Raw genomic sequence first — 23,617 nt, 5'->3', positions numbered from 1 at the left:
TTTCCGGACGCAAAACCTGTTTCCACTTTTGCTGAAAATCCCCTGGTCAGGCCCGAAGCGTCCGGCCGACGGAACGATAATCAAGCCCGGTGCCTGCAATGTCTTCTGCCTTGTAGACATTGCGCAGATCGATCAGCACATTTCCGGCCATGACATTGGCCATCCGTTTCAGATCAAGCGCACGATAAGCGTTCCATTCGGTCAGCAGGGCAACAACGCCTGCACCCGTCGCCGCTTCATAAGCAGAATTGCACCAGACAACATTGGGCAGCACCGCCCTGGCGGCGTCCATGGCCTCAGGGTCATGCGCCTGAACCTTGATCCCGGCTTTCTGAATGGCCGTGATAATGTCGAGCGCGGGGGACTCGCGAATATCATCGGTGTTCGGCTTGAAGGCGACGCCCAGAACAGCCACCTTATCCGCACCGTTTTCCTTGGCAGCAGTCACGATCCGTTCGGCCATGGACTGCTTGCGTGCCTCATTGACCGCAATGACCTGCTCGATCAACGATTGCGGCGCATCATATTTTTTACCGGTCGCAGCGAAGGCCCGTGTGTCCTTCGGAAAGCACGACCCGCCGAAGCCCGGGCCGGCATGCAGGAATTTCGAGCCTATGCGGTTATCCATGCCGATTGCGCGAGCCACTTCCTGCACATTGCCGCCAGTCTTCTCACAAAGGTCGGCAACCTCGTTGATGAAAGTCACCTTCATGGCCAGAAAGGCATTGGCCGCATATTTGATGATCTCGGCATTTTCCAGCGACGTGACGACCATCGGCGTTTCACGCAGGTAGAGCGGACGATAGAGGCGCTGCATTGCGGTTCTGCCGCGTTCGTCTTCCACCCCGACAACCACACGGTCGGGTCGCATGAAATCCTCGATTGCCGAACCTTCCCGCAGGAATTCCGGATTGGACACCATCGAGAACGAGACACCCGGATTGGCAGCCTTGATGCGGTCGCGTATGCGCGCATTGGTGCCGACCACGACAGTCGATTTGATGACGACCACAGCGCCGGGCTTCATGGCGGCGGCGATTTCATCCGCAGCCGCTTCGATATATTGCAAGTCCGCCTCACCATCGCCGCGACGGGACGGCGTGCCGACCGCGATGAAGATGACATCAGCGTCCGCGACACTTGCCGGAAGATCGGTACTGAACTCCAGCCGGCCATCGCGAATATTGCGGGTCATCAGTTCATCGAGCCCCGGCTCGAAGATGGTGACTTTCCCGGCCTCCAGCCGTTCGATGATCGACGGGTTCTTGTCGACGCAGGTGACGTGAAAGCCGAATTCGGCAAAACACACACCCGAAACCAGCCCTACATAGCCCGTTCCGATCATCGCCAGCTTCATATGTTCAGTCCTTCAGTTTGCCTTCGTGAGAGCCCGTCGAAATTCCGCCTCCAGTTCGCCGAAAATGGTAGCTTTGGAGAACCGAAGCACAATGCACTTAAAGTTACATAAGCACCGGAAGCACAAAACAACGCCATTTGCAGGCGGCCAGAGCAGAAATATCGGTAGGCTCACAGCCATTTGTCGTAGTCGGATACCAGAAGATGCAGCGGCTTCTCGTTCTCTTCGATATTCGAAAAGCGGCCGATCGGCTCGCGGAAAATATTGTCGGTCAGGTCGTCGTTGACAGTCGAAACCTCGCCAATCAGCACATCGCCGCCCTCGCCCCAGAAAGCATGCCAGTTGCCCGGCAGCAGCGTCACGCTTTCGCCCGGCTGCAGCTTCAGGTGAGCACCAGCCTTCTGCGTCACAAGGCGTCCGTCGGTGGCAACCGTCACGTCGGTTTCCTCATCCACACTGCCATCCGGCAGTGAGTTGAACAGTTCCAGCACCAGCGTGCCACCACCACGATTGATGATGTCCTCGGCTTTCACCACATGGCGATGCATCGGAGAAAGCTGGTTCTTGCGCGAGATCATGATCTTTTCGGCATAAAGCATGCCACCGCCGCGCTTGAGGTCCTCGGCATTGCCGTTGCGCGTGGTGAAGAGAAACAGGCCGAGATCGGCAAATTTGCCCTGCCCGTAATCGGTGATATCCCAGCCAAGGCGCCCGTCGCGAATAGCGTGCGCATCCGAAGAGGTCCGCACCTTCAATTGCTCGGGAGACCAATATGCGAAAGGCGGCATGACGTAGCCGAACGAACGGATGAAAGCGTCGCTTTCGCGGATGATTTCGTTGATTTCAGAACGTTTCATGGCCACCGAGCCTCCCATGGAATGAAACAGATTGGGATGTGGTTGACGTGGTAACTGGCTTTTAAACCAATTTGCAATCCCGGAAACGCTCCGAAGGCATATGTAACACATATTTGCTACGATATGATCACGCCGCAAAAGCGACATTTTGACGTGTCGTCTTTACGCGAAAACCATGTCGCATCCCAATGCGCGTTTAGAATAGTTCAGTGATTGAATCGCGATAACGGAAGCTAGTTCACAGACCTCGGGAGATGTGAGCAAGCCATTGAGATAACGGGACAAGCCGTGCTTCCGGAAGACAAAGGGAACATCGGATCGAGCCATAGTCGCTGGGAGAACAGCAGAGGGCCGATCCAAGATGGAAAGCAAGGGTTCGATTCTATGGACGTTCGCAACGAAATGCTGGGGCTGTTGACCGGGCGCGACCCCAATTTCAGCCTGGAGCAGAAATTCTATACCGATCCAGAATATCATAAGCTGGATTTGGAGAACATTTTCTACAAGGACTGGCTGTTTGTCGGTCACGATTGCGAATTGCCGAAGACCGGTTCCTATATGACCGTGCAGATCGGTGCCTATCCCGTCGTCATCGTTCGCGATGCGCAGGGGGGCATTCGTGCTTTCCATAATTCCTGCCGTCATCGCGGCTCGCGCATTTGCGCCGCTGAAAAGGGAACCGCTGCGAAGCTCGTCTGCCCTTATCACCAGTGGACCTATGAACTGGACGGACGCCTGCTCTTCGCGCGTCAGGTCGGCCCTGACTTCAAGCCTGCCGAATATGGCCTGAAGCCGGTTCATTGCGAAACGGTCGCGGGCTATATCTATGTCTGCGTCGCCGATGAAGCGCCTGATTTCACAGCTTTCCGCAATCTGGTTGAGCCCTATCTCGCGCCGCACAATATCAAGGACGCAAAGGTCGCTTTCGAAAGCTCGATCATCGAGAAGGGCAACTGGAAGCTCGTCTGGGAAAACAACCGCGAGTGCTATCACTGCGCCGCGAACCATCCAGAGCTCTGCCGCACCTATCCGGAAGCTCCTTCGGCAACCGGCGTGCAAGGCGTGATGGAAGACCCCGAGATCAACCAGCTCTGGAAGAATTGCGCCAGCGCCGGCCTGCCCGCGGAATTCACTATGTCGGAAGATGGTCGTTATCGCATCACCCGCATTCCACTTCTGCGCGATGCTGTGAGCTACACCATGTCGGGTAAGGCAGCGGTCAAGAAACCTTTGAGCGATCAGGTGGCTGGCAACACGAATATCGGCGCCATGCTGCTGTTCAACTATCCATCAACCTGGAACCACCTGATGAAGGATCACGCGATCTCCTTCCGTGTTCTGCCGATCAGTGCCGAGGAAACGCTTGTCACCACCAAATGGCTCGTCCACAAGGATGCCGTGGAGGGCGTGGATTACGACCTCGATGAACTGACCCATGTCTGGATCCAGACCAACGATCAGGACAGGCAGATCGTCGAAGAAAACGCGGTCGGCATTCGGTCGCCCGCCTATCAGCCCGGCCCGTATTCGGTTGAACATGAAGGCGGCGTAATGCAGTTCCTGGAATGGTACACCAACACCATTACACCGCGTCTGCGTGGCGAAGCGGCAAAGCTCAGCCGCGTCGCCTGATAGTGTAATGCGAATTGAGAAGTGAGAAGGCCATGCAGCCTCTGAAATATCTGGACGAGATGCTGCCGTGGAACGACAGGTTGCAGATGCTGGAATGCATCTCGGCCATCGAAGAAGCGCCAGACGTGATGACCTTCTCCTTCAAGACCACCGAGGACAACTGGTTCCGCTATACGCCGGGCCAGTTCGTCACTCTTGAACTGCCAATAGAACGGGCCGATGGTCTTGGCCCGGTGCTTCGGACCTATACGCTTTCCTCGACCCCTTCCCGTCCCTACCACGTCTCCGTCACGGTCAAGGCGCAGAAAGACAGCATCGGCACACGCTGGATGCTCGACAATCTGCGTCCGCCGATGAAGATCAAGGCTTACGGGCCAAACGGCGACTTCTCGCTCGCCAACCATCCGGGCGAAAAATATCTCTTCGTCTCTGCCGGGTCCGGCATCACGCCGATGGTCTCCATGACACGCTGGCTTTTCGATTGCGCACCGGCAACCGATGTCGCCTTCATCAATTGCGCGCGCACGCCAGACGACATCATTTTCCGCCGTGAACTGGAACTGCTTGCCGGTCGCATGGAAGCAATGCATCTGGCCTTCATTGTCGAGCAGTCATCCGCGCGCCATGTCTGGCCGGGCCTGCATGGGCGCATCGACCGCGCCCGGCTTGAACTGCTGGCGCCCGATTTCCTGCATCGCAAGGTGTTCTGCTGTGGACCGGAACCGTTCATGAACGGTGTACGCGGCCTGCTGGAAGACGCTGGCTTCAACATGGCCAACTACCATCAGGAGAGCTTCAACCCGGCCAGCGAGATTTCGTCGGTTCCAGTGCCTTCGTCGCTCTCCGAACCGGCGAGCACTGCGGCAGCACCCGTCGCCCCGGCTATTGCCGCGGCCAGCGTTGTCTTTAGCCTCTCCGGCGTGGAAGTTGAATGCACGGAAAACGACACGATTCTGCTTGCAGCCCGCAATGGAGGTCTCAAGATTCCGAGCGCCTGCGAGTTCGGAATCTGTGGCACCTGCAAGGTGAAGTGCCTCGGCGGCGAAACCGAAATGAACCACAATGGCGGCATTCGCGACGATGAAATCGCCGAGGGCTATATCCTCGCCTGCTGCAGCCGCCCACGCGGACGCGTGGAGATTGACGCCTAAAACCTAGGCCTTTTTCAGAAATTCGGTCCGCAGCACCAGTCCCTTGACCTGCTTGGTGCTGCAATCGACTTCGTCCGGATTTCCGGTGAGGCGAATGCCCTTGACCAGCGTCCCACGCTTCAATGTCGTAGATGTTCCCTTGACCTTCAGGTCCTTGATGAGCGTGACGGAATCGCCGTCATTCAACTGAGTGCCATTGCTGTCGCGGACGATTACGTCTGTCATGATGGTTTCCTGTCTGGTTCCTGATTGGAATCGTCCGTAGCACCCTTGTCCATGTTATACCAGAACGCGGCTTATTACTGGTCTCGCGAAACCAGTCTGGCTATAGTCCGGTTACAGATGAAGCGAAGCGGGAGCACCCTATGATCGGTCACGCACTTGTGGTTGTCGACGTCCAGAATGATTTCTGCCCCGGCGGCGCGCTGGCGGTTGATCGCGGAAACGAAATCATTCCCACCGTCAACCGGCTGATCGACGAAAGCGAGCACGTCATCCTTACGCAGGACTGGCACCCGACCAATCATTCAAGCTTCGCCTCGACCCATGCCCACGCCAAACCTTTCGATACAATCGAAATGGCCTATGGCCTGCAGACGCTCTGGCCCGACCATTGCGTGCAAGGCAGTCATGGCGCGGATTTTCACGCTGACCTGCAATGGACGCGGGCACAGCTCGTCCTTCGAAAAGGCTTTCGCATCGGCATAGACAGCTATTCGGCATTCTTCGAAAACGACCACAGCACACCGACTGGTCTTGGCGGATACTTACGCGAACGCAGCATCGGCTCGCTCACGCTGGTGGGTCTGGCCACTGACTTCTGCGTCGCTTATTCGGCGCTCGACGCCGTGGCGGAAGGCTTTCAGGTGCGCGTCCGTCTGGATGCATGCCGTGGCATCGACCTCAACGGCTCAATGGACATCATGCTACAAAAGATGAAGCAGGCTGGCGTCGAATTGATCGACGAGCCTGCCTCAACATCGCATCTACTCTAACTCGCCATCCGGCATAACGACGAAGATCAGCACGGCGATGATTGTGATGAAGAACCGGAACGCGGATTCGATCCCGTTCCAGGTTTGCGACATCCACATGCCGAACCATTCCCCGCCAACCGACATGAAGCCGACCTGCCAGACCAGGAAACCGAGCGACAAACCGGCAATGGCCCATTTCTTGGAGCGGTTGAAACTCGCTGCCCGTTCGGTCAGCCGACCGAGCATGGCGAATGTTCCGATCCAGCACAGAATTGCCGTCAACGTCTCCGCCGCGATGATAAGAATATAGGCGGCATTGTGCAGCATCGGATTATCGATAGCGCGATATTTGATCGTGGCATCGGGAAAAATGGTGTCCATCATCAGGACGTGCTGCACAAACCCGAAATTGGTGTCGTAATCGGTAATGTTACCGAACGAAACCAGCGTTGCGAAAAAGGCAATCGCCGCCACGAAGGCGGTTTTGCTCAACCGTGTAACGATCATGGAACGTCTCTCCCCGAATTGGCCGCAGTGCGCCTGTCATGTCCCCCTGAAAGCAATCTGCAGCATGAAAGCGATCTCACTCGCATTCGGTAATGGTCTTCAACTCCCGTGATTCGGTCAAGGCCAACAAAAAGGGCAGCCCGAAGCTGCCCTTTGGTTCTGTAACGCAAGGCAATTAATGCTCTGTGACCTCTTCTGCTTCTTCCTGCCAGTTCGGATTAAGCCGGTTATAGCGCAGCGAAGACATGAACGAGAGGCCGATCAAAGCCGCTCCAATAAGGCCGGTGATGACTTCCGGAATATGCACCAGCGTCTGGACATACATGATGACCGCCAGGACGAGGATCGCATAAAAAGCGCCATGTTCGAGATAGCGGTACTGGCCAAGCGTCTTGCGCTCCACAAGCATGATGGTCAGCGAACGCACATAGAATGCGCCAATACCAAGACCAATGGCGATGATGAACAGGTTCGTGGTCAGGGCAAACGCGCCGATCACGCCATCAAAGGAGAAACTGGCGTCGAGCACTTCAAGATAGATGAAAGCACCTAGACCACCGCGATGGACCATATCCATCTGCTCCTGCGTCGCGTCCAGAACCTCGCCCAGTCCTTCGACAGCGAGGAAGGTCAGAAGACCGAACAAGGCTGCGATCAGGAAGGTGTGCGAATGTTCAGCATCAAGCTGGTAGGAGAAGAAGATGATCAGGGCGATTGCAACACCAATCTCGACACCTTGAACCGAAGCAAACTTCGACATGCGGCTTTCGATGGCCTTGATCCAGTGCACGTCCTTCTCGACATCGAAGAAGTACTTCATGCCGACCATCAGCAGGAATGTACCGCCAAAGGCTGCAATGCCTGTATGCGAATCCGAGATCACGCGGGCATATTCATCCGGCTGCCAGATCGCAAGCTTCAGCGCCGAGATCGGATCGGTCCACATGGCAACCGCCACGATGGCTAGCGGAAAGATGATGCGCATACCGAAAACGGCAATGATAATGCCCCAGGTCAGGAAGCGATGCTGCCATTCCGGCGTCATGTCGCGCAGGATGCGGGCATTGACGATCGCGTTATCAAAGGAAAGCGAGATTTCCAGAACGCTCAGAACGGCGCAGATGATGAAGACGGAGACCATTCCTCCAAAAGTACCGGTCATTTCGTAACCGAGCCAAACGGCACCTGCGAGACCCAATACGGTAAAAACCATGGGCCAGATAAAGTAACGAAGAGTGGCCATTGCAAACCATCGAATTATTATTGTTTATCAAACGGACAGACATCAGCCACGACAGCGCATATTACCCGCGAAGCGAAACCCGCTTCCCGTTACGCGCTCTACCTGACCATTGCTCTTCCCGCCAAGGCGTAACGGCTATGTAAGTAGCTTGCCAGATGCAAACAAGAGAAAGCATGGCAATAAATTGGCGACTTTGCGGATTTGATGTGCTGAAATATTTCGTTACTATCCCGTCATACTAAAGTAGGACAGACCTGCGATCACATGCACCCGTCCATCCAGTAAAATCTTCCGAAACGCCTGATTTGTACGAATTGTCACGTGGCAAAAACTTTATCTCAACATAAATTCATAATGAGGGCCGCACATCGCCGTTGATTGCGCCTGCTTCAGAAATGAGGAAATTCAACAAATGATTGCTCCGGAAGAGTTACAGCGTCGAATAGAGAAAAGACTTGCCGAGAGCAGTTTTTCACAGCCGGAACTTCTGATCCGGCGTGCGCATCGCATGGCACAGGAAGGCAAGAATGGATCGGCCTCCGTCGCCGACGCGCTACTCAAGGAAGCCGGTTCGCAAATAGGCCTGCATGAGCTCTCCGAAATAATCGACCATAAGCCCTGGCTGCTCGAAACGATTATCAACGGCGCAGGAAAAAAGGGCGGCAACTCCGACCATCATTAGAGCCTTTCCGGCAACGGCACCTACAACCACGAAGCGGCTTTAGGTGAGGTGCAGGCGCGCTACACTTTCAACATCTCATGACCGCAAGGGGAGAAATAAACGATGATAACCGGACCTCAATGCCGTGCTGCCAGGGCCCTTGTGGAGTTCTCTCGCGATCGTCTGGCCCAATTATCCGGGATCGATGCAGCGACCATCGAACAGTTTGAACGCAAGCTCGGCACGCCATCTGGCGAACAAATACAGGCATTGGCCGACACGCTGGAAAAAGCCGGGGCACTATTCATTCCGGAAAATGGCGGCGGTGCTGGGGTGCGCCTGAAATTCAATCGTTCGGAAACCCGGCGCATTGCCAATCTGGAGAACGAAGGCGGCCCGACTGCCTCCGATGATGTACCCTGAAACGAAAAAGGGCGGCTGACCGCCGCCCTTGATTTCGCAGAACTACGTTACTTCTTCTCGATCAATGCCGGTGCGACCGGCAGAGGGGCCATCTTGACCGTCACGAGATCCTTGGCATCTAAGTCCATATCCTTGAGGGATATGCTGCGCAGGACCTGATTGTCGTAGGTCTTGATGTAATAAACGTCGTTTTTCATATCGGCAATCGAGGTCCACTGGGTATATTCCAGCGGCGCTTTTTCATCCCGAACGAGACCTTTCGGAATATCGAAGTTGTTGATGATATGTTCAGCCAGACGTACGCTTTCCGGACCGCTGGGAAGTTCCGCAGCCGACAATACATAGGCGCTTGCGCGCACAAACCGCGATGGCGGCGTTGAATCACCCGGCATACCAAGCAGACCGGAGCCCTGCCCCAGCGGCTTGATGGTCGCATTGTTTATAACGAGCGGCTTGGCGTTTTCTGGTGACAGATTGACGTAATTGCGCAGGTTCGTCAGATGCCAGTCGAAATTCGGTGAATTGGTCATGACACCAAGCGGATTATCATAAACCTTGAGCTTGCCATCGACCGGCTCAATGACGATCGAAGCACCCGTGGCATCATGCAACGTGTAATGGAACGGTGGGGCGATACCCATATTTTCCTGTTTCACGTCGATGACAGAAATCGTATCGAGCGCGGCCTTGACTTCGGCGACTGTTGCAAAATTGGTCAGCGCCCAGCTCAGAACATCCCAAGGTGCAAGACTCTTCGCCGGATCGGCCGTGGCCGGGTCCTGATACTGCGCGAAATCCGGGAAATAGAGAATTCCACCTGCAAGCCCCTTTTCGTTCATACCGTCGGTAAGCGCCGGTACGCCAAAAGCATTCATGCCGACAGCCGCATACTGGCCTTTCCACTTCATGCCGGGCTTGCCGTCCGCTGCAGTCGATGTGATTTCAAACTTGCGCGGAACGACGATGAGGTCGGATTTCAGCTCGAACGCGAATTCCATCGTGCGTGCATAAACATAGCCATCATCCGTTGTGGGGAGAACAAAGCTCGTACAAGCAAACGCCGCCTGCGGAACAACCAGACCAACGCCGATAAGAACCGTAGCAACGCCGCGCGCAAGAATCTGGCGATATGATTTCCGGATAGAATGTTTCGTTTTCATGATGACCTCGTTACTCCACGATTTGTCATTTCAAAAATGTCCAAACTAACAACCCTTGCCTTACCCTGACGAACAGAGAGGCGCTCTCCCTTTTCGAATAAATGACTGCACTTCATCAAAGTCAACAGAACAAACCTTAATATAAGTATCAATTTTCAGTTTATTTTCCGTAATGATTAACATATATATGGATAAAGATCTGCATCTGATTTATTATCGAAATTGCTAATACAGAAACCAGGGGGGTTTTTTCGGTGAAAGACGAAAAATCGCGTAACCATAACGGGAATTTACTGAGAAAATATACTAGTTTTATTATATTAGTAACTTCTTTTTTATTAACTACTTCAATGGCATCAGTCGCCGCGGACGCCGTTACGCCACAACCAGAAATTCAGGATCAGCAGCGATGGCGTGTGATCTTCAGCCCTTATGTCTGGGGCGCATCGCTGAATGGCAGCGCCGGTCTGCTGGGTCGCAGCACTGATGTGAACGTCCCCTTCAGCGAGATTTTCGATAATCTCGATATGAGCTTCATGGGCAATGTCGATATCGGTAACGGTACGGTAGGCTTTTTCATCGACGGGCAGTATGTGAAAACCAGCCAGGATGAAAACCTCCGCGACAACGAGCTTGCTCTCGACATCAAGGCCACGACCCTGGCAGGTGGCGCTTACTATCGCATCTATGAACAGCAGCTCGAGGGAACGACGCTTTTCGGAAACCAGCGTGTTTTTGCAATCGAGCCCACCATCGGCGTTCGCTGGACGAAGCTGGAGGCCGGACTCGAAGTTGGCCGCTTCAGCGGATCGCGCAAGGTTGAGTGGACTGATCCTTTCGTGGGTACGCGCGTCTTCTACGATATCAACGACCGTTGGAACATTTTCGCTGAAGCGGACATCGGTGGTTTCGGCGCTGGAACCAAGCTCAGCGCCAACGGCCAGATCTATCTCGGTTACCGCACGCTTGTTTTTGATGTGCCAACGACATTCCGCGTCGGTTATCGGGCGCTTTATCAGGATTACAAAGACAACGATACGGTTGATAAGTTCAAGTATGACGTGACCCAGCATGGGCCGGTCATCGGTTTCTCTGTTACATTCTAGATCGCGTTTCGATCTGATTGAAGCAGGATCAGAAATCAGTCCAGTGGACTGATTTCCCTGCGTAGGCGTTTCACATTTTTCGGGATGCGCTCTAATTCACGACGGAATCAATTCCGGTCGTTCGACCCGCCGCTAAACCGGCGGGTCTTTTGCTATTCAGCCCCACCTTTACTGCTTCCGGTTCACGTGTACGGAACAAAGCCCCAGGGCAATTTCAAGGATAGCAGCAAAACTGCGGCACCTATCGACCACAGGACAGATTCGCTCTATCTCGTTGTTTTCACGCATTATCCGACGCAAAACCGCTTCTCTTTTTTGCTGGAAATGTTCTAAGTACAATTCAACGATTTCCAATAACAATGCGACCAGGAAGCCGGATATTCGAGTGCGTTTCGATGTTATTGAATCGGATAGGTGCACCTGAGCGTATCCCGAAAAGTGTGAAGCGGTTTTCGGAGCAAGGTGAGCTTAAGGACAAAAAGATAGAGCATTTCCAATGTTTCGATTAAAAAAAGGAAATGCTTTAAGTGGGGGATGAATGACTTATATCTTCGAGCTGCCGATTTATCTTTCTTTTGTGGCTTTCGTTGTACTGGGCATTGTGTTCTATATGGTTGGACGTTTCGCGCTCGACATGCTTTCCAAACATGCAACCAGCGACGCTCTATCCATTCCAATCGGGGCCTTCATCAGTACTATTGCAACGGCCTGGGCTTTATCGCTGGGTTTTGTCGCAGCAGATATCTGGAGCGTCAATTCCCGTGCAGACCAGGCTACCAGCGAAGAGCGCTCCGCCATTTCCCGTCTGATTGGAACGTCCAGTACAGAGATATTGAACGCACCGAACCTCACCTCCGCCCTGACCGGCTATCGTCTTGCCGTCATCGACGACGAATGGCGTGACAAGATCAATATCGAGCCGGCGGTTTCCGTCGAAACCGCCCTGCAGAACATAAGGCGCGAGATTATCAATCTGGCGCGCGGCGATGTACCATCTCCGGTTATCTCACAGCTTATCAATGATTTCGATGAACTCCAGGACGCACGCAATACCCGTCTGGCTGTCGGGTCGACCTCAATCGATTATTACAAATGGTATCTCGTGCTTTCGTTGACATTTCTGACAGCGATAACCATCGCAGCAACCCATGCCGACCGCGTGCGAGCTGGTGTAAAGGCGCTCGTCATCTATTCGTTGACGGCCTCTTTCTGCCTCTGGATTCTCGCAATCCACGCCAATCCTTATCAGGGGCTGGAACGTCTTGAACCCTCCCTGCTTTTCACCACCCACAAGCATGGCTAAGATGTAAGGAGATTCGGTCTATTTTATCCTGCTGAAATTGCAGGGAAATCCGTTCAATCGAACGCGGAGTAGCGATTTGATAAAACTGCTGGGTGCTGGGGTTCTCATGGGCTTGGTGTTCCCGGTTGGGCAGGCTTCGGCACGGACCTTCAGCGTCTGTCACGGCTATGAGTGCCATTACCGGACCAAGGTTACACTCACCGCGAAGGATGAGCAGCGCATCCGGAATCTACTGCAGGGCGGCAGCCGCAGCGCAGATGGCGAACGAAAAGCGTTGCGGACGGCCGTCGCAATCTTCGAACAGCGCAGCACCGTAGCTATCGGCGTTCGCGACAAGCCGCGAATGCAGTTCGGCAAGGCCCGCATCAAGGGTCAGATGGATTGCATCGATGAATCGACCAATACCGATAACTTCCTGCGTTATCTGCAGTCGCGTGGCTGGCTGAAGCAGCACACCGTCGCACGACGCACTTCTCGCGGCGCTTTCTTCGACGGCCGCTACCCACACTGGACGGCGGTTATCGAGGACAGTCAGGGCCAGAAATGGGCCGTTGATTCCTGGTATGAGGCAGGTGGCGGACCGCCGGACATAATGCCACTGCAGCGATGGAAGCAGCGCGGATATATGGGCGAGCGTTAACACCCGTTCGCCCATCTTCCCAGTAACGATCCTCGCCTTATATCGCGGTGCGAGGGCATTCAGCCATTCACTATGAAAAGCGGGACCTGCCCGATAGAATACAGGGCACCACAGAGGGGACGATCCATGCCGATTTTGAAGCGGTCTTTTTCCAGCATCTGCACGACTGCGCTGGTTGCAGGCAGCATGCTTGCCGCGCCGATTGCCGAAGCCTGCACGCGTTTCGTGTATCACGGGGCCAACGACCAGGTGATGACCGCGCGATCCATGGACTGGAAAGTGGATGTCGCGACCAACCTCTGGATCTTTCCACGCGGCATGAAACGCTCTGGCGAGGCGGGTGAGAACTCGATCCAGTGGACCTCCAAATATGGCAGCGTCATCGCTTCTGGTTACGACATCTCCACCACGGATGGGCTGAACGAAGCAGGGCTTTCCGTTGGCGCACTATGGCTGGTCGAATCCGAATATCCCAAATATGACGGCACCACACCTGGCCTCAGCATCGCGGCCTGGGCGCAGTATGTGCTCGATAATTTTGCTACGGTCGATGAAGCGGTCAAGAACCTGAGTGCCGATCCATTCACGATCGTCACGGACAAGGTACCGGGCGAAGACAGGCTGGCCACGCTGCATCTGGCGATATCCGATTCCAGCGGTGACAGTGCGGTTATCGAATATATCAACGGCAAACAGGTAATCCATCACGGCAAGCAATATCAGGTGATGACCAACTCGCCGACCTATGACGAGCAGCTAGCGCTCAACTCTTACTGGACCCAGATTGGCGGCACAGTCATGCTGCCGGGCACCAACCGCGCTGCCGACCGTTTTGCGCGCGCCTCCTTCTACGTAAACGCCATCCCGAAAGCCGAAAACCCTGTCGAATCGATTGCCAGTGTTTTCAGCGTCATCCGGAACACCTCGGTCCCCTACGGCCTGACGACGCCCGACCAGCCGAACATTTCTTCGACACGCTGGCGGACAGTGGCCGATCAGAAGCGCAAGCTCTATTTCTTCGAATCCGCCCTGACGCCCAATGTCTTCTGGGTTGACCTGAAGGAAATCGATTTTTCACCGGAGAAAGGCAAGGTCAAGAAACTCGATCTTGGCGTCAATCAGACCAATACCTTCGATGGCATGGTCAATGACAGTTTCAAGGAAAGCGAGCCCTTCAAGTTTCTCGGTCTCTGACCAGGTTTTGCAATTTTTGCTGAACCAATCATGCCCCGTTGCGTTAGTTATTCATAACCAACCCAGAACGGAGGACCGACCAATGGACTGGAATCGCGTTGAAGGAAACTGGAAACAGGCCAAGGGTAAGATCAAGGAACAGTGGGGTAAACTCACCGATGATGATCTCGATCAGATCGCTGGCCAGCGCGAACAGTTGGAAGGCAAAATCCAGGAACGCTACGGCATAGAGAAAGACCGCGTACGTTCCGACCTGGATGATTGGTACAATCGCCAGACCTGGCTTTCGTGACAAGTCACCCTTCAAGAGAAAGCCCTGCCGTATGGCAGGGCTTTTTGATTTCTAACGACAACCATCCACGCGCTGCAAAGAGGCCGATAGTCCCATAAGGGAAAACGTATAGCGGGTCTGCGTACCGCGTGCCGATGTCGCTTGCACATTGAGCGTTTTACCGGCGCGCATAGCCCGCATCAGCTTGGCCTCATCGCCAACATTTTCGGCCCAAGCGCGATTGCCCTCGGTGAAAAATGGAAAGCGCGTGCCATCCACCATCACATTGACCGAACTGTCGGCCTTTAGCTGATATCCCATCACCAATTGAGGGCTATATTGACCGTCTGCCTTGGAAATAATCACAAAATTATCGCCATGTTGCACACCGGTCGGCTGAAAATTGATCGGTACAGTCAAAGCATAGCACTTGTTACCCGCAAGCTCGGTGTTCTGGTAAACACCCCAATCCCGGAATTCACCCAAATAACTCGTCTTCGCTGAAGCCGCGAGAGAACCCGCCACCAACCCTGCCAATGCCAGCGCAACGGTGGCTGTATTTTTTCTCATCGCCCAAAACCTCCATTTTGTTGCCAGTTCACGTCACTTAAAAAATTGTTTCATTGCGTTACTATTTTCTTAACGAACTGCTAAAATTTGTTGAAAGTTTGAGATCAAGATCAAAACAGCAGCCTGATAAAGCAAGCGGCGTTGTGCAAACGCGATTATCGGCAACACCGCGCGAGCTGGCTGTACTTGGAGCATAATCCGAACGGAGTGAAACAAGGATCGATAAGATTATGCTTGAAATAGAAGAAGTTAGAGCGCCGATCTGATCCAATCAGATCGAAACGCGCTCTAATGAAGAAGGACGTCAGAAACCGGATTCTTGAAATAGCCTGCACAGCGCACAAGGCGCGGTTCCAACGGGAATATCGCCCATCGCTACAAAGCTGACGGAAGGGGAAAATGGTGGGCCCGGAGGGACTCGAACCCCCAACCAAGCGGTTATGAGCCGCCGGCTCTAACCAATTGAGCTACAGGCCCCACGCATCCTTGCCCTACCCTAAAGAAAGCCGGGATACAAGCTGTCAAATGCATCAGTTGCCCTAATGCGCACATATTCAGTTGCGATGCATGCAACCTAGAACCACGGTGCTTCTGATTTGAACCGGCAGTTGCAATTGGCACGCATTTCGAATCTGATATCGTTGGCTTCAGACATAAGAGGGAACTTAAGAAATAAATCATTTCAATGGTAAAGCGGTCAACCTTGTCGGCACGACCAGCTCCGCCAAAGCTGCCTCAACTTTCTCTACAGGAGATTTTATGAACAACCGCGCTACCACTCTTCTTGCAACCTCATTTTCTGCAATCATGCTCGCAGGCGCGCTAACGCTGCCAGCTCTGGCACAGGAGAATCAGATGACGAAGCAGCCTGCGCGTATCGCCGTCACCGGCGAAGGCACCATGACTGCCTCGCCCGATATGGCCATCCTCAATCTCTCTGTGCTGCGCGAGGCGAAGACCGCGCGCGAAGCCATGACCGCCAACAACGAAGCCATGGCAAAAGTGCTCGAAGCCATGAAGAAAGCCGGCATTGAAGACCGTGATCTGCAGACCGGCGGCATCAGCATTCAGCCGCGCTACGTCTATCCTGATGACAAGAATGGCCTGAAAGAGCCAAGCATCACCGGTTACACGGTTTCAAACAGCCTGACGGTGCGCGTGCGCGATCTGGCCAAGGTTGGAAACGTGCTCGATGAATCCGTTACGCTTGGCGTCAATCAGGGCGGCGATCTGAGCTTCGTCAACGACAACCCGTCTGCCACGATCAATGAAGCGCGCAAACGCGCCGTTGCCGATGCCATCGCCAAGGCAAAGACCCTTGCCGATGCTGCCGGTGTAGGCGTTGGTCGCGTCATCGAGATCAACGAACAGAGCCGTCCACCCATGCCGATGCCGATCGCCCGCGCCCAGTTCAAGACCATGGCTGCGGGAGCACCGGAAGATGCCGTGCCTGTCGCAGCCGGCGAGAACAGCTACAACGTTTCGGTCAATGTCGTTTTCGAGATCAAGGAATAGCGGCAACCCAATTGGGAATTGCGAAGGGGCACACCAGCGCCCCTTTTCTTTTGTCTGTCGGGCAAAGAAAAGCCCCGGCCTGAGCAATCAGTCCGGGGCTTTTGATACGTGTACAGGCCTCTTAGCGAATGATCGGGCAGCCACGTACATTTGCGAACACGACACCGGCAGGACGACCGTGACGGAAGCCGCGAACCTGAACTGACTTGCCGCGATAGACGACGCGCGCATTGCGGATGCCCATGCGATTGGCCTTCATCTTGGCGCCTTCAATGGAGCAGGCACGACCGCGATAGGCTGGACGGCCATGGTGATAGCCTCTGTAGTCGACATTCACGATGGCAGAGCTTGCCGACGTGCTGATGGCTGGAGCAACAACCGGCGATGCGGCGCTGGCCGATGCTGCCGTCGTGAAGATGGCGGCGACACCAAGAGCGGCAGTTACGACGAACGACTTGAGCGAAATAGCAGACATCTTTGAACCTCTTTCAATTTGTTTTCAGGTCTTGCCTGAGACTCCCAAGAAGTAGCGCCCGATAGATGAACAGAATGAAAAACTCACGTTCATGTGCCGTTCAGCTTCCCGTAAAACAAAGCGCATACCCGAACACTATCCAAATAAATTCAATTAAAACAATATATTACAGTGAGATTAAAACCGCACCGCGATATTCGCAGCGCAGATTAAATTTACGCCATGTTTAAAAAACGCAAGCGAGCCATCATCGGTGGCTCGGCATCACCATATGGTCGATATAGTCGTCCTCATCTTCCAGATCGTGATCGAAAGCCGTGACCTTGCCGCGAACGGAGATGCCAGCCTCGTGCACCGTTTCAGGCGAACCTGAAACAAGCGGATGCCACCAGTAGAGATCCGAGCCTTCGGCGACCAGACGGTATGCACAGGTTACAGGCAGCCAGTTCACCTCATCAACGATTTCCGGTGTCAGAAAAACGCAGTCCGGCACCGTCTTCTTCCGGTTCGGGTAATCACGGCACTGGCAGCTATCCGGATTGAGCAGCGTGCAGGCTACGCTCGTCCAGTAAATCTCGTCGGTGTCGTCATCCAGCAATTTATGCAGACAGCATTGGCCACAACCGTCACACAGGCTCTCCCACTCGCTGCGGGTGAGCTGGTTCAAGGTCTTGGTACGCCAGAATGGTTTGTCGTTCATGATGCAGCGTATAATGGAATTATGTCGGGAATGGCATGGACAAATCGCCGCCATTTGAAATGCAATCCGACCGGAATGAAACGAGGATCGATAAGATTACTCTTTATAAGGAAAATCTTGCAGCGCCGATCTGATTGAATCAGATCGAAACACCCTCTAAGAACACTTGAAAACCAGTCCTTATCGGGTTAATAGTCCGGCGTCATCATCATGACCGTAAGCGTCTTACGTTAGGCAACGCATCAATCTGGCCGGGAACGGCAATTCGCATTGATGTTTCGTTGCGCCTTCCCCGCATAATATTCAGGAATACACATGTCTCAGTTTGAATGCGCACGCCGCAGAAAGCTGCCAGCACGCTATGCATCTATTGTGATGCCTTTCATTCTATCGATCATGATGACGTTCATCGTCTCATTGATTGCGACCGCCAAGAGCCTTGGCGTTACCCATCCCAATCTCGCATCGAGCTGGATGATGGCATGGGCTCTCTCTTGGGCGGTCGCCTTTCCGGTCCTCCTCGCCATTCTGCCCGTCGTGCGCAAAATGGTCGCCATGGTGTGCCACCCGCATTAACCTCTAAACAGAAAAAGCCGCGCATATATGCGCGGCTTTTTATTTTTCTTGCAGGTGGTTCAGCGGAAAATAGCTTCGCCCTGCTCATCCACAATCTGCCGTCCCTTGTTCAGCGCAATGCTGGCGGCATCTTCGATACCTGGGCAACGGTCGGCACGAACGAAACGATACTCCTTCGCTTCGCCACCAATCGTCTTGGAAATGACGCCGCAGACCTGATACTGCCCGCCCTCGCTATAAGGCGTGGCAATGATCAGAAAGTCCTTGTGCTCAAGGCGACCAGCCTCTTTCGGCTCTGCCGGTGTTTCGGAGGCAGAACCTCCGCCGAAAAGACGCTTCAAAAAAGACATATCGCCTCCCCTTTCCGTATGTTTTTGTTCGGCTTCGCTATCGAGGCCCGCTTAGCTATCGAGGAACGAACGCAGTTTACGCGAACGACTCGGATGCTTCAGCTTGCGCAGAGCCTTCGCTTCAATCTGGCGGATACGTTCGCGGGTAACCGAGAACTGCTGACCGACTTCTTCCAGCGTGTGATCGGTGTTCATGCCGATGCCGAAGCGCATGCGCAGAACGCGTTCCTCACGCGGCGTCAGCGATGCCAGAACACGGGTCGTCGTATCGCGCAGATTGGCCTGAATGGCCGCATCGATTGGCAGAAGCGCGTTCTTGTCCTCGATGAAATCGCCTAAGTGTGAATCTTCCTCGTCGCCAACCGGCGTTTCGAGCGAGATCGGCTCCTTGGCGATCTTCAGCACCTTGCGCACTTTTTCGAGCGGCATGGCGAGCTTTTCGGCCAGTTCTTCCGGCGTCGGTTCACGGCCGATTTCATGCAGCATCTGGCGCGACGTGCGAACGATCTTGTTGATCGTTTCGATCATGTGCACCGGAATACGGATGGTGCGCGCCTGATCGGCAATCGAACGGGTGATTGCCTGCCTGATCCACCAGGTCGCATAAGTCGAGAACTTGTAACCGCGGCGATACTCGAACTTGTCGACAGCTTTCATCAGGCCGATATTGCCTTCCTGAATGAGATCGAGGAACTGCAAGCCACGGTTCGTGTACTTCTTGGCAATCGAGATAACGAGACGAAGGTTGGCTTCCACCATTTCCTTCTTGGCGATGGTCGCTTCGCGTTCGCCCTTCTGCACCTGATTGACGATGCGGCGGAATTCGCCGATGGAAATGGCAGTTTCGGTCGCCAGCATCTGGATTTCAGAACGCAGGCGGTCGATGGCGCGCTCCTCCTTGGCTGCGAATTCCTTCCAGCCGCGGGCCGAAAGCGTACCAACGCGCTCTACCCACTTCGGGTCCAGCTCGTGACCCTGATATTCCTTCAGGAATTCCTCACGGCGCACGCCAAAGGATTCGGCCAGACGCAGCAGCTTGCCTTCGTTCTGCACCAGACGCTTGTTGATGTCGTAGAGCTGTTCGACGAGCTGTTCGATACGGTTCTGGTTCAGCGACAGCGACTTCACTGCCTTGATAAGCTGATCCTTGAGTTCCTTGTAGCGACGCTCCTGACTGGACGACAGTTCACCCGTCGCGGCGAGACGGCCTTCGACCTGCTGATCCTGCAGCTTGCGCAGCTTCTTGTAGGTGTCGGCGATGAGGTCGAGCGTTTCCATGACCTGCGGACGCAGTTCGGCTTCCATGGCCGCCAGCGACAGGTTGGCTTCGTCCTCGTCCTCTTCTTCCTCTTCCGCAGGCATGTCGCCGCCGACATTGGTAATGTCGTCGTCATCACGCGAACGGCGCTGAGGCTTGTCATCGCGGGGCTTTTCCTCTTCCACGCGCTCGATCACCGGGGCCTGCTTGGCTTCCGGACCGGCATAGGTGGTTTCAAGGTCGATGATTTCGCGCAGCAGAATATTGGAATCGTTCAACTGGTCGCGCCAGATGATGATTGCCTGGAAGGTCAGCGGGCTTTCGCAAAGCCCGGCGATCATCGTTTCGCGACCGGCCTCGATGCGCTTGGCGATCGCGATTTCGCCTTCACGCGACAGAAGCTCGACGGAACCCATTTCGCGCAGATACATGCGCACCGGATCGTCGGTACGGTCGGTCGGCTCTTTCTTGGTCGTCGTGGTGGCAACAGCCGTGCCGCCGGATTCGACCAGATCGTTGCTTTCTTCCGAGTCGTCGTCGCTGTTTTCTTCGCGATCGTTGTCCTGCTCGTCGTCTTCAACGACATTGATGCCCATATCGGATAGCATCGACATCGTGTCTTCGATTTGCTCAGATGTCACTTCCTCGGAAGGCAGCACAGCGTTCAGCTCGTCCATGGTGACGTAGCCGCGCTTCTTCGCGAGCTTGATCATCTTCTTGACAGCATCGTCAGAAAGGTCGAGAAGCGGACCGTCGGTGGCACCTTCGCGCTCGACTTCAGCTTCTTCGTTTTCCTTAACCTTCGTTGCCATATGTTCTTCTCCAGGCGACCCCGGTCGCTTCTAAGATATATAGAGTTCTCGGACAGTTTTGCGAGGTCGCAATCCGTCGGTTGATTCTGCGAATAGCCGATTTCCTGTTAATGGCGGATTAACCTTGCCACCGGTATCGGGCTTCATCATCTCCGATTTCTTGTGGGCAAATCAGGCGGTCAACCAGACGATGCCTTCCGGGCCACTTTTCCGGCCCGGCCCCAGCTCGCCGCCCTGCAGCCTCGGATATCACCGGTTTCTGTTCTTTTCCTTGTTCGAACTGTCGTGATTCCGTCATTTACGCCATACGTCAAGAGCGACTCACCTGATTCGCGCTTAAAAAGCGAATCATTTTGTTGTCGCAGCCTCTTCGTTGGCCAGATAGAGCACGTTTTCCGGATCGCAACCCCCGCATTTCCGGCTGTTCTCGCAGAGCTGATTCGGAAAACCGAATCAGAAACCGCCGGGCGGGCGCCCCGACGACAGGCCAAAACCGTCGATCAGAGCTTCAGTCGCATCAGCTTTCAAAATCTGATTTTGTATATCTCTGAGTCGTGCGAACAATTCGCCCGTCTCGTCTGTTTCAAGCGCGGCCTCAACGGCTCGCAGCTCCTTATGTAGTGTGCGCGCACGCTGATGCAAGTGAAGCGCCTGCCGAAGGGCTTCACGCGCATCGTCTTCAGCCGCCAGCGCTGTCGCCGTCCAGAGCTTTGCGCCCTTCACCACGAGTTCCAGCATTTCGATCTGGTTGCCATAACCGGCATTCACCAATGCACGCCGCATGGCGATGCCATCTTCCATATGTCCGGCGGCCAGCACATCCAGCATGGCCAGATGCAGCGACTTGAGGACTTCATGTCCCAGATCGAGCGCAGCCAGCGTCTCGAAATCCTCTTCGATCAGACGCGGATGATTGAGAAGCGTCAGCACGATAGCCGTTTCACGCAACGGGGCATGTGATCCCGCGCCCGGCCTGCCGCCCTTTACCAGCGTCGAGCGGACAAGACTGTCGGAAAATGCAAGGCGACCATTGCCGCCAGCCAGCCCGCCGCGCCCACGTCCGCCTTCATTTCTGCTATTGAAAGACGAATTGCGCTGACCACCGCCTTGATACCCCTGACGCCCCTGATGACGTCCTTGGCCGAAGAAGGACTGTGCCCGCTCGCGCATATCCTGGCTGTAATGGCGCCGGATATCCTCATTCGCGATGCGGCTCGTTATTTCACGCAGGCGCGCTTCAAGTTCGGCCCGGCGTTCCGGCGTATCAAACACACCACCCGTCGTTTCCCGTGTCCACACCATATCGACCAGCGGCTTTGCATCGCGCAAGACCACATGAAATGCCGCCGGACCTTCCGCCTTGACCAGATCATCCGGGTCCTGCCCTTCCGGCAGAAGCGCGAAGCGTAGCGACTTGCCCGGCTGCAAGGCTGGCAGTCCCAGATCGACGGCGCGATAGGCGGCGCGAAGCCCCGCCCCGTCGCCGTCGAAACACAGAACGGGCTCCGGGCTGATGCGCCAGAGAAGTTCGAGTTGCTCTTCGGTAAGCGCCGTGCCAAGCGGGGCCACCACCTGATGGATGCCTGCCTGCGCCAGTGCAATCACATCCATATAGCCTTCGACGGCAATGATCGATTTGGCAGGCTCGCCGCCTTGCGGCTGGCAGGCCTTGCGCGCCCGCAACCCGTTATAGAGCACCCGCCCCTTGTGAAACAGTTCCGTTTCCGGGGAGTTCAGATATTTGGCCGGAGCGTCCGCCGAAAGCGCACGCCCGCCGAAAGCGATGATCCGCCCGCGCAGATCTTCGATCGGGAACATGACACGATCACGAAAACGGTCATAGGAAACGGAAATTCCTTCACCGTGCACGACAAGGCCACATGCTTCGATCTGCTCGCGGGAAACACCTTTGCCTGCCAGAAACTCCTTCAAGGCATTGCGCGATTCCGGTGCATAGCCGATGCGAAACGACTGCTGTGTCGCGGTCGAAAGTCCACGATCCCGCAGATAGGCGCGCGCCTTGGCGCCGACGGCGCTTTGCAACTGGTTTTCGAAGAACTGCGCTGCGAGCTCCATGACATCATAAAGCGTTGCGCGCTGCGCCTCGCGCTTTTCCATTTCCGGATCACGCGCAGGCATCGGAACACCCGCCATATCGGCAACACGTTCCACTGCTTCCGGGAAACTCAAGCCCTCAAGGTCCGTCAGAAACTTGAAGTGATCGCCAGTCACGCCGCAACCGAAACAATGATAACGGCCCTTGCGATCTTCACAATGAAAGCTCGGCGTCTTCTCGCCGTGAAACGGACAGCAGGCCCAGAAATCACCCTTCGGAGGATTGCTTTTCTTGCGGTCGAACGAAGCGCGCGTTCCTATCAGCGTCGAGATCGGGACGCGGTCTCTGATCTCATCGAGAAAGGATGGCGGAAAACGCATTACAGATTTCACTTTCAGTTCGTTCGGGCAGGTCATGCGGGCAGCGGATGTGTATTCCAGAGAGTATATAGGCGCGCCTGTTCCGACAGTCCATCGCGCAGGCATGTCCCTCCCCGCTAATCACATGTCGCGGTCAAACGAGCGCATTGTCACAAAACTGTCATATATCCGTCATGACGCTGCGGGAATGGATTGCTTTTAATTGCGAACAGGCCCATATCTCTTGAAGAATTGATTAGCCGGAACATATTTTTTCTTCATTTGTTGCGTTAGCCTAATCACAGATATTCACCTCCAACCCGAAGGGATTTTGCCGTGAACGGTTCTTTGGTCCTTTTGCATCTGGCCGGTGCAGTTGCGCTTTTGCTTTGGGCGACGCGGATGGTGCGGACCGGGGTGGAGCGTGCCTATGGCGACCGGCTGCGCAGACGCCTGCGCAACCA

The 23,617-nt window shown here is 54.8% G+C and carries 24 protein-coding genes and 1 tRNA gene; 12 read left to right on the top strand and 13 right to left on the bottom strand.

Features of this window, described 5'->3' with window-relative positions:
- Nucleotides 1–46: 46 nt before the first annotated feature.
- Together ACYSN1_RS17225 and ACYSN1_RS17220 are read right to left on the bottom strand one after the other, a co-directional pair.
- Nucleotides 47–1,357, bottom strand: a complete 1,311-nt coding sequence (locus ACYSN1_RS17225) for a UDP-glucose dehydrogenase family protein (protein WP_461726812.1) — start codon at nucleotides 1,355–1,357, stop codon at nucleotides 47–49.
- A 170-nt stretch (nucleotides 1,358–1,527) separates the two neighbouring features.
- The gene (locus ACYSN1_RS17220) at nucleotides 1,528–2,214 is read right to left on the bottom strand and encodes a D-lyxose/D-mannose family sugar isomerase (RefSeq protein WP_461726811.1); all 687 of its coding nucleotides are present in this window, start codon (nucleotides 2,212–2,214) and stop codon (nucleotides 1,528–1,530) included.
- A 384-nt stretch (nucleotides 2,215–2,598) separates the two neighbouring features.
- Between ACYSN1_RS17220 and ACYSN1_RS17215 the strand changes: the two genes are divergently transcribed.
- Nucleotides 2,599–3,846: an aromatic ring-hydroxylating oxygenase subunit alpha gene (locus ACYSN1_RS17215; RefSeq protein ID WP_461726810.1), complete on the top strand. Its 1,248-nt coding sequence runs from the start codon at nucleotides 2,599–2,601 to the stop codon at nucleotides 3,844–3,846.
- A gap of 32 nt (nucleotides 3,847–3,878) precedes the next feature.
- On the top strand, nucleotides 3,879–4,997 hold the full coding sequence (locus ACYSN1_RS17210) for an FAD-binding oxidoreductase (protein ID WP_461726809.1): 1,119 nt from the start codon (nucleotides 3,879–3,881) through the stop codon (nucleotides 4,995–4,997).
- A 3-nt stretch (nucleotides 4,998–5,000) separates the two neighbouring features.
- Here ACYSN1_RS17210 and ACYSN1_RS17205 read toward each other — a convergent pair whose 3' ends face one another.
- Complete coding sequence (locus ACYSN1_RS17205) at nucleotides 5,001–5,222, bottom strand: alkylphosphonate utilization protein (RefSeq protein WP_010659694.1); 222 nt, start codon at nucleotides 5,220–5,222, stop codon at nucleotides 5,001–5,003.
- A gap of 140 nt (nucleotides 5,223–5,362) precedes the next feature.
- Between ACYSN1_RS17205 and pncA the strand changes: the two genes are divergently transcribed.
- Nucleotides 5,363–5,992 carry a bifunctional nicotinamidase/pyrazinamidase gene (gene pncA / locus ACYSN1_RS17200; RefSeq protein ID WP_461726808.1) on the top strand — a complete coding sequence of 210 codons (630 nt, stop codon included), beginning with the start codon at nucleotides 5,363–5,365 and terminating at the stop codon, nucleotides 5,990–5,992.
- Here pncA and ACYSN1_RS17195 read toward each other — a convergent pair.
- Both ACYSN1_RS17195 and ACYSN1_RS17190 read right to left on the bottom strand, forming a co-directional pair.
- Entirely contained in the window at nucleotides 5,984–6,481 is a 498-nt protein-coding gene (locus ACYSN1_RS17195) for a DUF2165 family protein (RefSeq protein ID WP_461726807.1), read from the bottom strand. The genes pncA and ACYSN1_RS17195 overlap by 9 nt on opposite strands.
- Nucleotides 6,482–6,656: 175 nt before the next feature.
- Complete coding sequence (locus ACYSN1_RS17190; protein ID WP_461726806.1) at nucleotides 6,657–7,724, bottom strand: DUF475 domain-containing protein; 1,068 nt, start codon at nucleotides 7,722–7,724, stop codon at nucleotides 6,657–6,659.
- A gap of 412 nt (nucleotides 7,725–8,136) precedes the next feature.
- Between ACYSN1_RS17190 and ACYSN1_RS17185 the strand changes: the two genes are divergently transcribed.
- Both ACYSN1_RS17185 and ACYSN1_RS17180 read left to right on the top strand, forming a co-directional pair.
- The gene (locus ACYSN1_RS17185) at nucleotides 8,137–8,406 is read left to right on the top strand and encodes a hypothetical protein (RefSeq protein WP_140022511.1); all 270 of its coding nucleotides are present in this window, start codon (nucleotides 8,137–8,139) and stop codon (nucleotides 8,404–8,406) included.
- A 102-nt stretch (nucleotides 8,407–8,508) separates the two neighbouring features.
- On the top strand, nucleotides 8,509–8,808 hold the full coding sequence (locus ACYSN1_RS17180) for a helix-turn-helix domain-containing protein (protein ID WP_461726805.1): 300 nt from the start codon (nucleotides 8,509–8,511) through the stop codon (nucleotides 8,806–8,808).
- Nucleotides 8,809–8,855: 47 nt separating this feature from the next.
- Here ACYSN1_RS17180 and ACYSN1_RS17175 read toward each other — a convergent pair whose 3' ends face one another.
- Nucleotides 8,856–9,968: a linear amide C-N hydrolase gene (locus ACYSN1_RS17175; protein WP_461726804.1), complete on the bottom strand. Its 1,113-nt coding sequence runs from the start codon at nucleotides 9,966–9,968 to the stop codon at nucleotides 8,856–8,858.
- A 350-nt stretch (nucleotides 9,969–10,318) separates the two neighbouring features.
- On the opposite strand from ACYSN1_RS17175, the gene ACYSN1_RS17170 reads away from it, so the two are divergent.
- The 5 genes from ACYSN1_RS17170 (at nucleotide 10,319) to ACYSN1_RS17150 (ending at nucleotide 14,503) form a co-directional block, all read left to right on the top strand.
- A complete protein-coding gene (locus ACYSN1_RS17170) occupies nucleotides 10,319–11,074 on the top strand; it encodes a porin family protein (RefSeq protein WP_461726803.1) in 756 nt (251 codons plus the stop codon).
- A 538-nt stretch (nucleotides 11,075–11,612) separates the two neighbouring features.
- Entirely contained in the window at nucleotides 11,613–12,377 is a 765-nt protein-coding gene (locus tag ACYSN1_RS17165) for a bestrophin-like domain (protein ID WP_461726802.1), read from the top strand.
- Between the two features lie 79 nt (nucleotides 12,378–12,456).
- Entirely contained in the window at nucleotides 12,457–13,017 is a 561-nt protein-coding gene (locus ACYSN1_RS17160) for a hypothetical protein (RefSeq protein WP_461726979.1), read from the top strand.
- Nucleotides 13,018–13,143: 126 nt separating this feature from the next.
- Entirely contained in the window at nucleotides 13,144–14,211 is a 1,068-nt protein-coding gene (locus ACYSN1_RS17155; RefSeq protein ID WP_461726801.1) for a linear amide C-N hydrolase, read from the top strand.
- 82 nt (nucleotides 14,212–14,293) lie between these two features.
- Complete coding sequence (locus ACYSN1_RS17150; protein WP_461726800.1) at nucleotides 14,294–14,503, top strand: CsbD family protein; 210 nt, start codon at nucleotides 14,294–14,296, stop codon at nucleotides 14,501–14,503.
- 51 nt (nucleotides 14,504–14,554) lie between these two features.
- Here ACYSN1_RS17150 and ACYSN1_RS17145 read toward each other — a convergent pair whose 3' ends face one another.
- On the bottom strand, nucleotides 14,555–15,052 hold the full coding sequence (locus tag ACYSN1_RS17145; protein WP_461726799.1) for an invasion associated locus B family protein: 498 nt from the start codon (nucleotides 15,050–15,052) through the stop codon (nucleotides 14,555–14,557).
- A gap of 400 nt (nucleotides 15,053–15,452) precedes the next feature.
- Nucleotides 15,453–15,529, bottom strand: a tRNA-Ile gene (locus ACYSN1_RS17140).
- A 282-nt stretch (nucleotides 15,530–15,811) separates the two neighbouring features.
- Here ACYSN1_RS17140 and ACYSN1_RS17135 point away from each other — a divergent pair.
- Complete coding sequence (locus ACYSN1_RS17135; RefSeq protein ID WP_140022475.1) at nucleotides 15,812–16,567, top strand: SIMPL domain-containing protein; 756 nt, start codon at nucleotides 15,812–15,814, stop codon at nucleotides 16,565–16,567.
- Nucleotides 16,568–16,688: 121 nt separating this feature from the next.
- On the opposite strand, the gene ACYSN1_RS17130 is transcribed toward ACYSN1_RS17135, so the two are convergent.
- Both ACYSN1_RS17130 and ACYSN1_RS17125 read right to left on the bottom strand, forming a co-directional pair.
- Entirely contained in the window at nucleotides 16,689–17,042 is a 354-nt protein-coding gene (locus ACYSN1_RS17130; RefSeq protein WP_140022474.1) for an antifreeze protein, read from the bottom strand.
- 247 nt (nucleotides 17,043–17,289) lie between these two features.
- Entirely contained in the window at nucleotides 17,290–17,742 is a 453-nt protein-coding gene (locus ACYSN1_RS17125; RefSeq protein ID WP_140022473.1) for a YcgN family cysteine cluster protein, read from the bottom strand.
- Nucleotides 17,743–18,057: 315 nt separating this feature from the next.
- Here ACYSN1_RS17125 and ACYSN1_RS17120 point away from each other — a divergent pair, with 315 nt between their 5' ends.
- A complete protein-coding gene (locus ACYSN1_RS17120) occupies nucleotides 18,058–18,318 on the top strand; it encodes a DUF2798 domain-containing protein (RefSeq protein ID WP_461726798.1) in 261 nt (86 codons plus the stop codon).
- Between the two features lie 59 nt (nucleotides 18,319–18,377).
- Here the strand turns inward: ACYSN1_RS17120 and ACYSN1_RS17115 are convergent, their stop codons facing one another.
- The 3 genes from ACYSN1_RS17115 to dnaG form a co-directional block, all read right to left on the bottom strand.
- Entirely contained in the window at nucleotides 18,378–18,668 is a 291-nt protein-coding gene (locus tag ACYSN1_RS17115; protein WP_140022471.1) for an HlyU family transcriptional regulator, read from the bottom strand.
- 51 nt (nucleotides 18,669–18,719) lie between these two features.
- On the bottom strand, nucleotides 18,720–20,738 hold the full coding sequence (gene rpoD, locus ACYSN1_RS17110) for an RNA polymerase sigma factor RpoD (protein WP_461726797.1): 2,019 nt from the start codon (nucleotides 20,736–20,738) through the stop codon (nucleotides 18,720–18,722).
- A 453-nt stretch (nucleotides 20,739–21,191) separates the two neighbouring features.
- Entirely contained in the window at nucleotides 21,192–23,174 is a 1,983-nt protein-coding gene (gene dnaG / locus ACYSN1_RS17105; RefSeq protein ID WP_461726978.1) for a DNA primase, read from the bottom strand.
- Between the last annotated feature and the right edge of the window lie 443 nt (nucleotides 23,175–23,617).

This window comes from Brucella sp. LJL56, from assembly GCF_054871705.1.
The sequence above is the reverse complement of the archived record's forward strand: the minus strand, read 5'-3'. Positions and strand labels throughout refer to the sequence as shown.

Excerpts from the sequence above, each read along its gene's own strand:
- ACYSN1_RS17135 (WP_140022475.1), top strand. The coding sequence starts at position 15,812 with ATGAACAACCGCGCTACCACTCTTCTTGCAACCTCATTTTCTGCAATC.
- rpoD (WP_461726797.1), bottom strand. The coding sequence starts at position 20,738 with ATGGCAACGAAGGTTAAGGAAAACGAAGAAGCTGAAGTCGAGCGCGAA.
- ACYSN1_RS17210 (WP_461726809.1), top strand. The coding sequence starts at position 3,879 with ATGCAGCCTCTGAAATATCTGGACGAGATGCTGCCGTGGAACGACAGG.
- ACYSN1_RS17220 (WP_461726811.1), bottom strand. The coding sequence starts at position 2,214 with ATGAAACGTTCTGAAATCAACGAAATCATCCGCGAAAGCGACGCTTTC.
- ACYSN1_RS17225 (WP_461726812.1), bottom strand. The coding sequence starts at position 1,357 with ATGAAGCTGGCGATGATCGGAACGGGCTATGTAGGGCTGGTTTCGGGT.
- ACYSN1_RS17180 (WP_461726805.1), top strand. The coding sequence starts at position 8,509 with ATGATAACCGGACCTCAATGCCGTGCTGCCAGGGCCCTTGTGGAGTTC.
- ACYSN1_RS17165 (WP_461726802.1), top strand. The coding sequence starts at position 11,613 with ATGACTTATATCTTCGAGCTGCCGATTTATCTTTCTTTTGTGGCTTTC.
- ACYSN1_RS17185 (WP_140022511.1), top strand. The coding sequence starts at position 8,137 with ATGATTGCTCCGGAAGAGTTACAGCGTCGAATAGAGAAAAGACTTGCC.
- ACYSN1_RS17190 (WP_461726806.1), bottom strand. The coding sequence starts at position 7,724 with ATGGCCACTCTTCGTTACTTTATCTGGCCCATGGTTTTTACCGTATTG.
- pncA (WP_461726808.1), top strand. The coding sequence starts at position 5,363 with ATGATCGGTCACGCACTTGTGGTTGTCGACGTCCAGAATGATTTCTGC.
- ACYSN1_RS17155 (WP_461726801.1), top strand. The coding sequence starts at position 13,144 with ATGCCGATTTTGAAGCGGTCTTTTTCCAGCATCTGCACGACTGCGCTG.
- ACYSN1_RS17130 (WP_140022474.1), bottom strand. The coding sequence starts at position 17,042 with ATGTCTGCTATTTCGCTCAAGTCGTTCGTCGTAACTGCCGCTCTTGGT.
- ACYSN1_RS17115 (WP_140022471.1), bottom strand. The coding sequence starts at position 18,668 with ATGTCTTTTTTGAAGCGTCTTTTCGGCGGAGGTTCTGCCTCCGAAACA.
- ACYSN1_RS17215 (WP_461726810.1), top strand. The coding sequence starts at position 2,599 with ATGGACGTTCGCAACGAAATGCTGGGGCTGTTGACCGGGCGCGACCCC.
- dnaG (WP_461726978.1), bottom strand. The coding sequence starts at position 23,174 with ATGCGTTTTCCGCCATCCTTTCTCGATGAGATCAGAGACCGCGTCCCG.
- ACYSN1_RS17150 (WP_461726800.1), top strand. The coding sequence starts at position 14,294 with ATGGACTGGAATCGCGTTGAAGGAAACTGGAAACAGGCCAAGGGTAAG.
- ACYSN1_RS17145 (WP_461726799.1), bottom strand. The coding sequence starts at position 15,052 with ATGAGAAAAAATACAGCCACCGTTGCGCTGGCATTGGCAGGGTTGGTG.
- ACYSN1_RS17205 (WP_010659694.1), bottom strand. The coding sequence starts at position 5,222 with ATGACAGACGTAATCGTCCGCGACAGCAATGGCACTCAGTTGAATGAC.
- ACYSN1_RS17195 (WP_461726807.1), bottom strand. The coding sequence starts at position 6,481 with ATGATCGTTACACGGTTGAGCAAAACCGCCTTCGTGGCGGCGATTGCC.
- ACYSN1_RS17125 (WP_140022473.1), bottom strand. The coding sequence starts at position 17,742 with ATGAACGACAAACCATTCTGGCGTACCAAGACCTTGAACCAGCTCACC.
- ACYSN1_RS17175 (WP_461726804.1), bottom strand. The coding sequence starts at position 9,968 with ATGAAAACGAAACATTCTATCCGGAAATCATATCGCCAGATTCTTGCG.
- ACYSN1_RS17170 (WP_461726803.1), top strand. The coding sequence starts at position 10,319 with ATGGCATCAGTCGCCGCGGACGCCGTTACGCCACAACCAGAAATTCAG.
- ACYSN1_RS17120 (WP_461726798.1), top strand. The coding sequence starts at position 18,058 with ATGTCTCAGTTTGAATGCGCACGCCGCAGAAAGCTGCCAGCACGCTAT.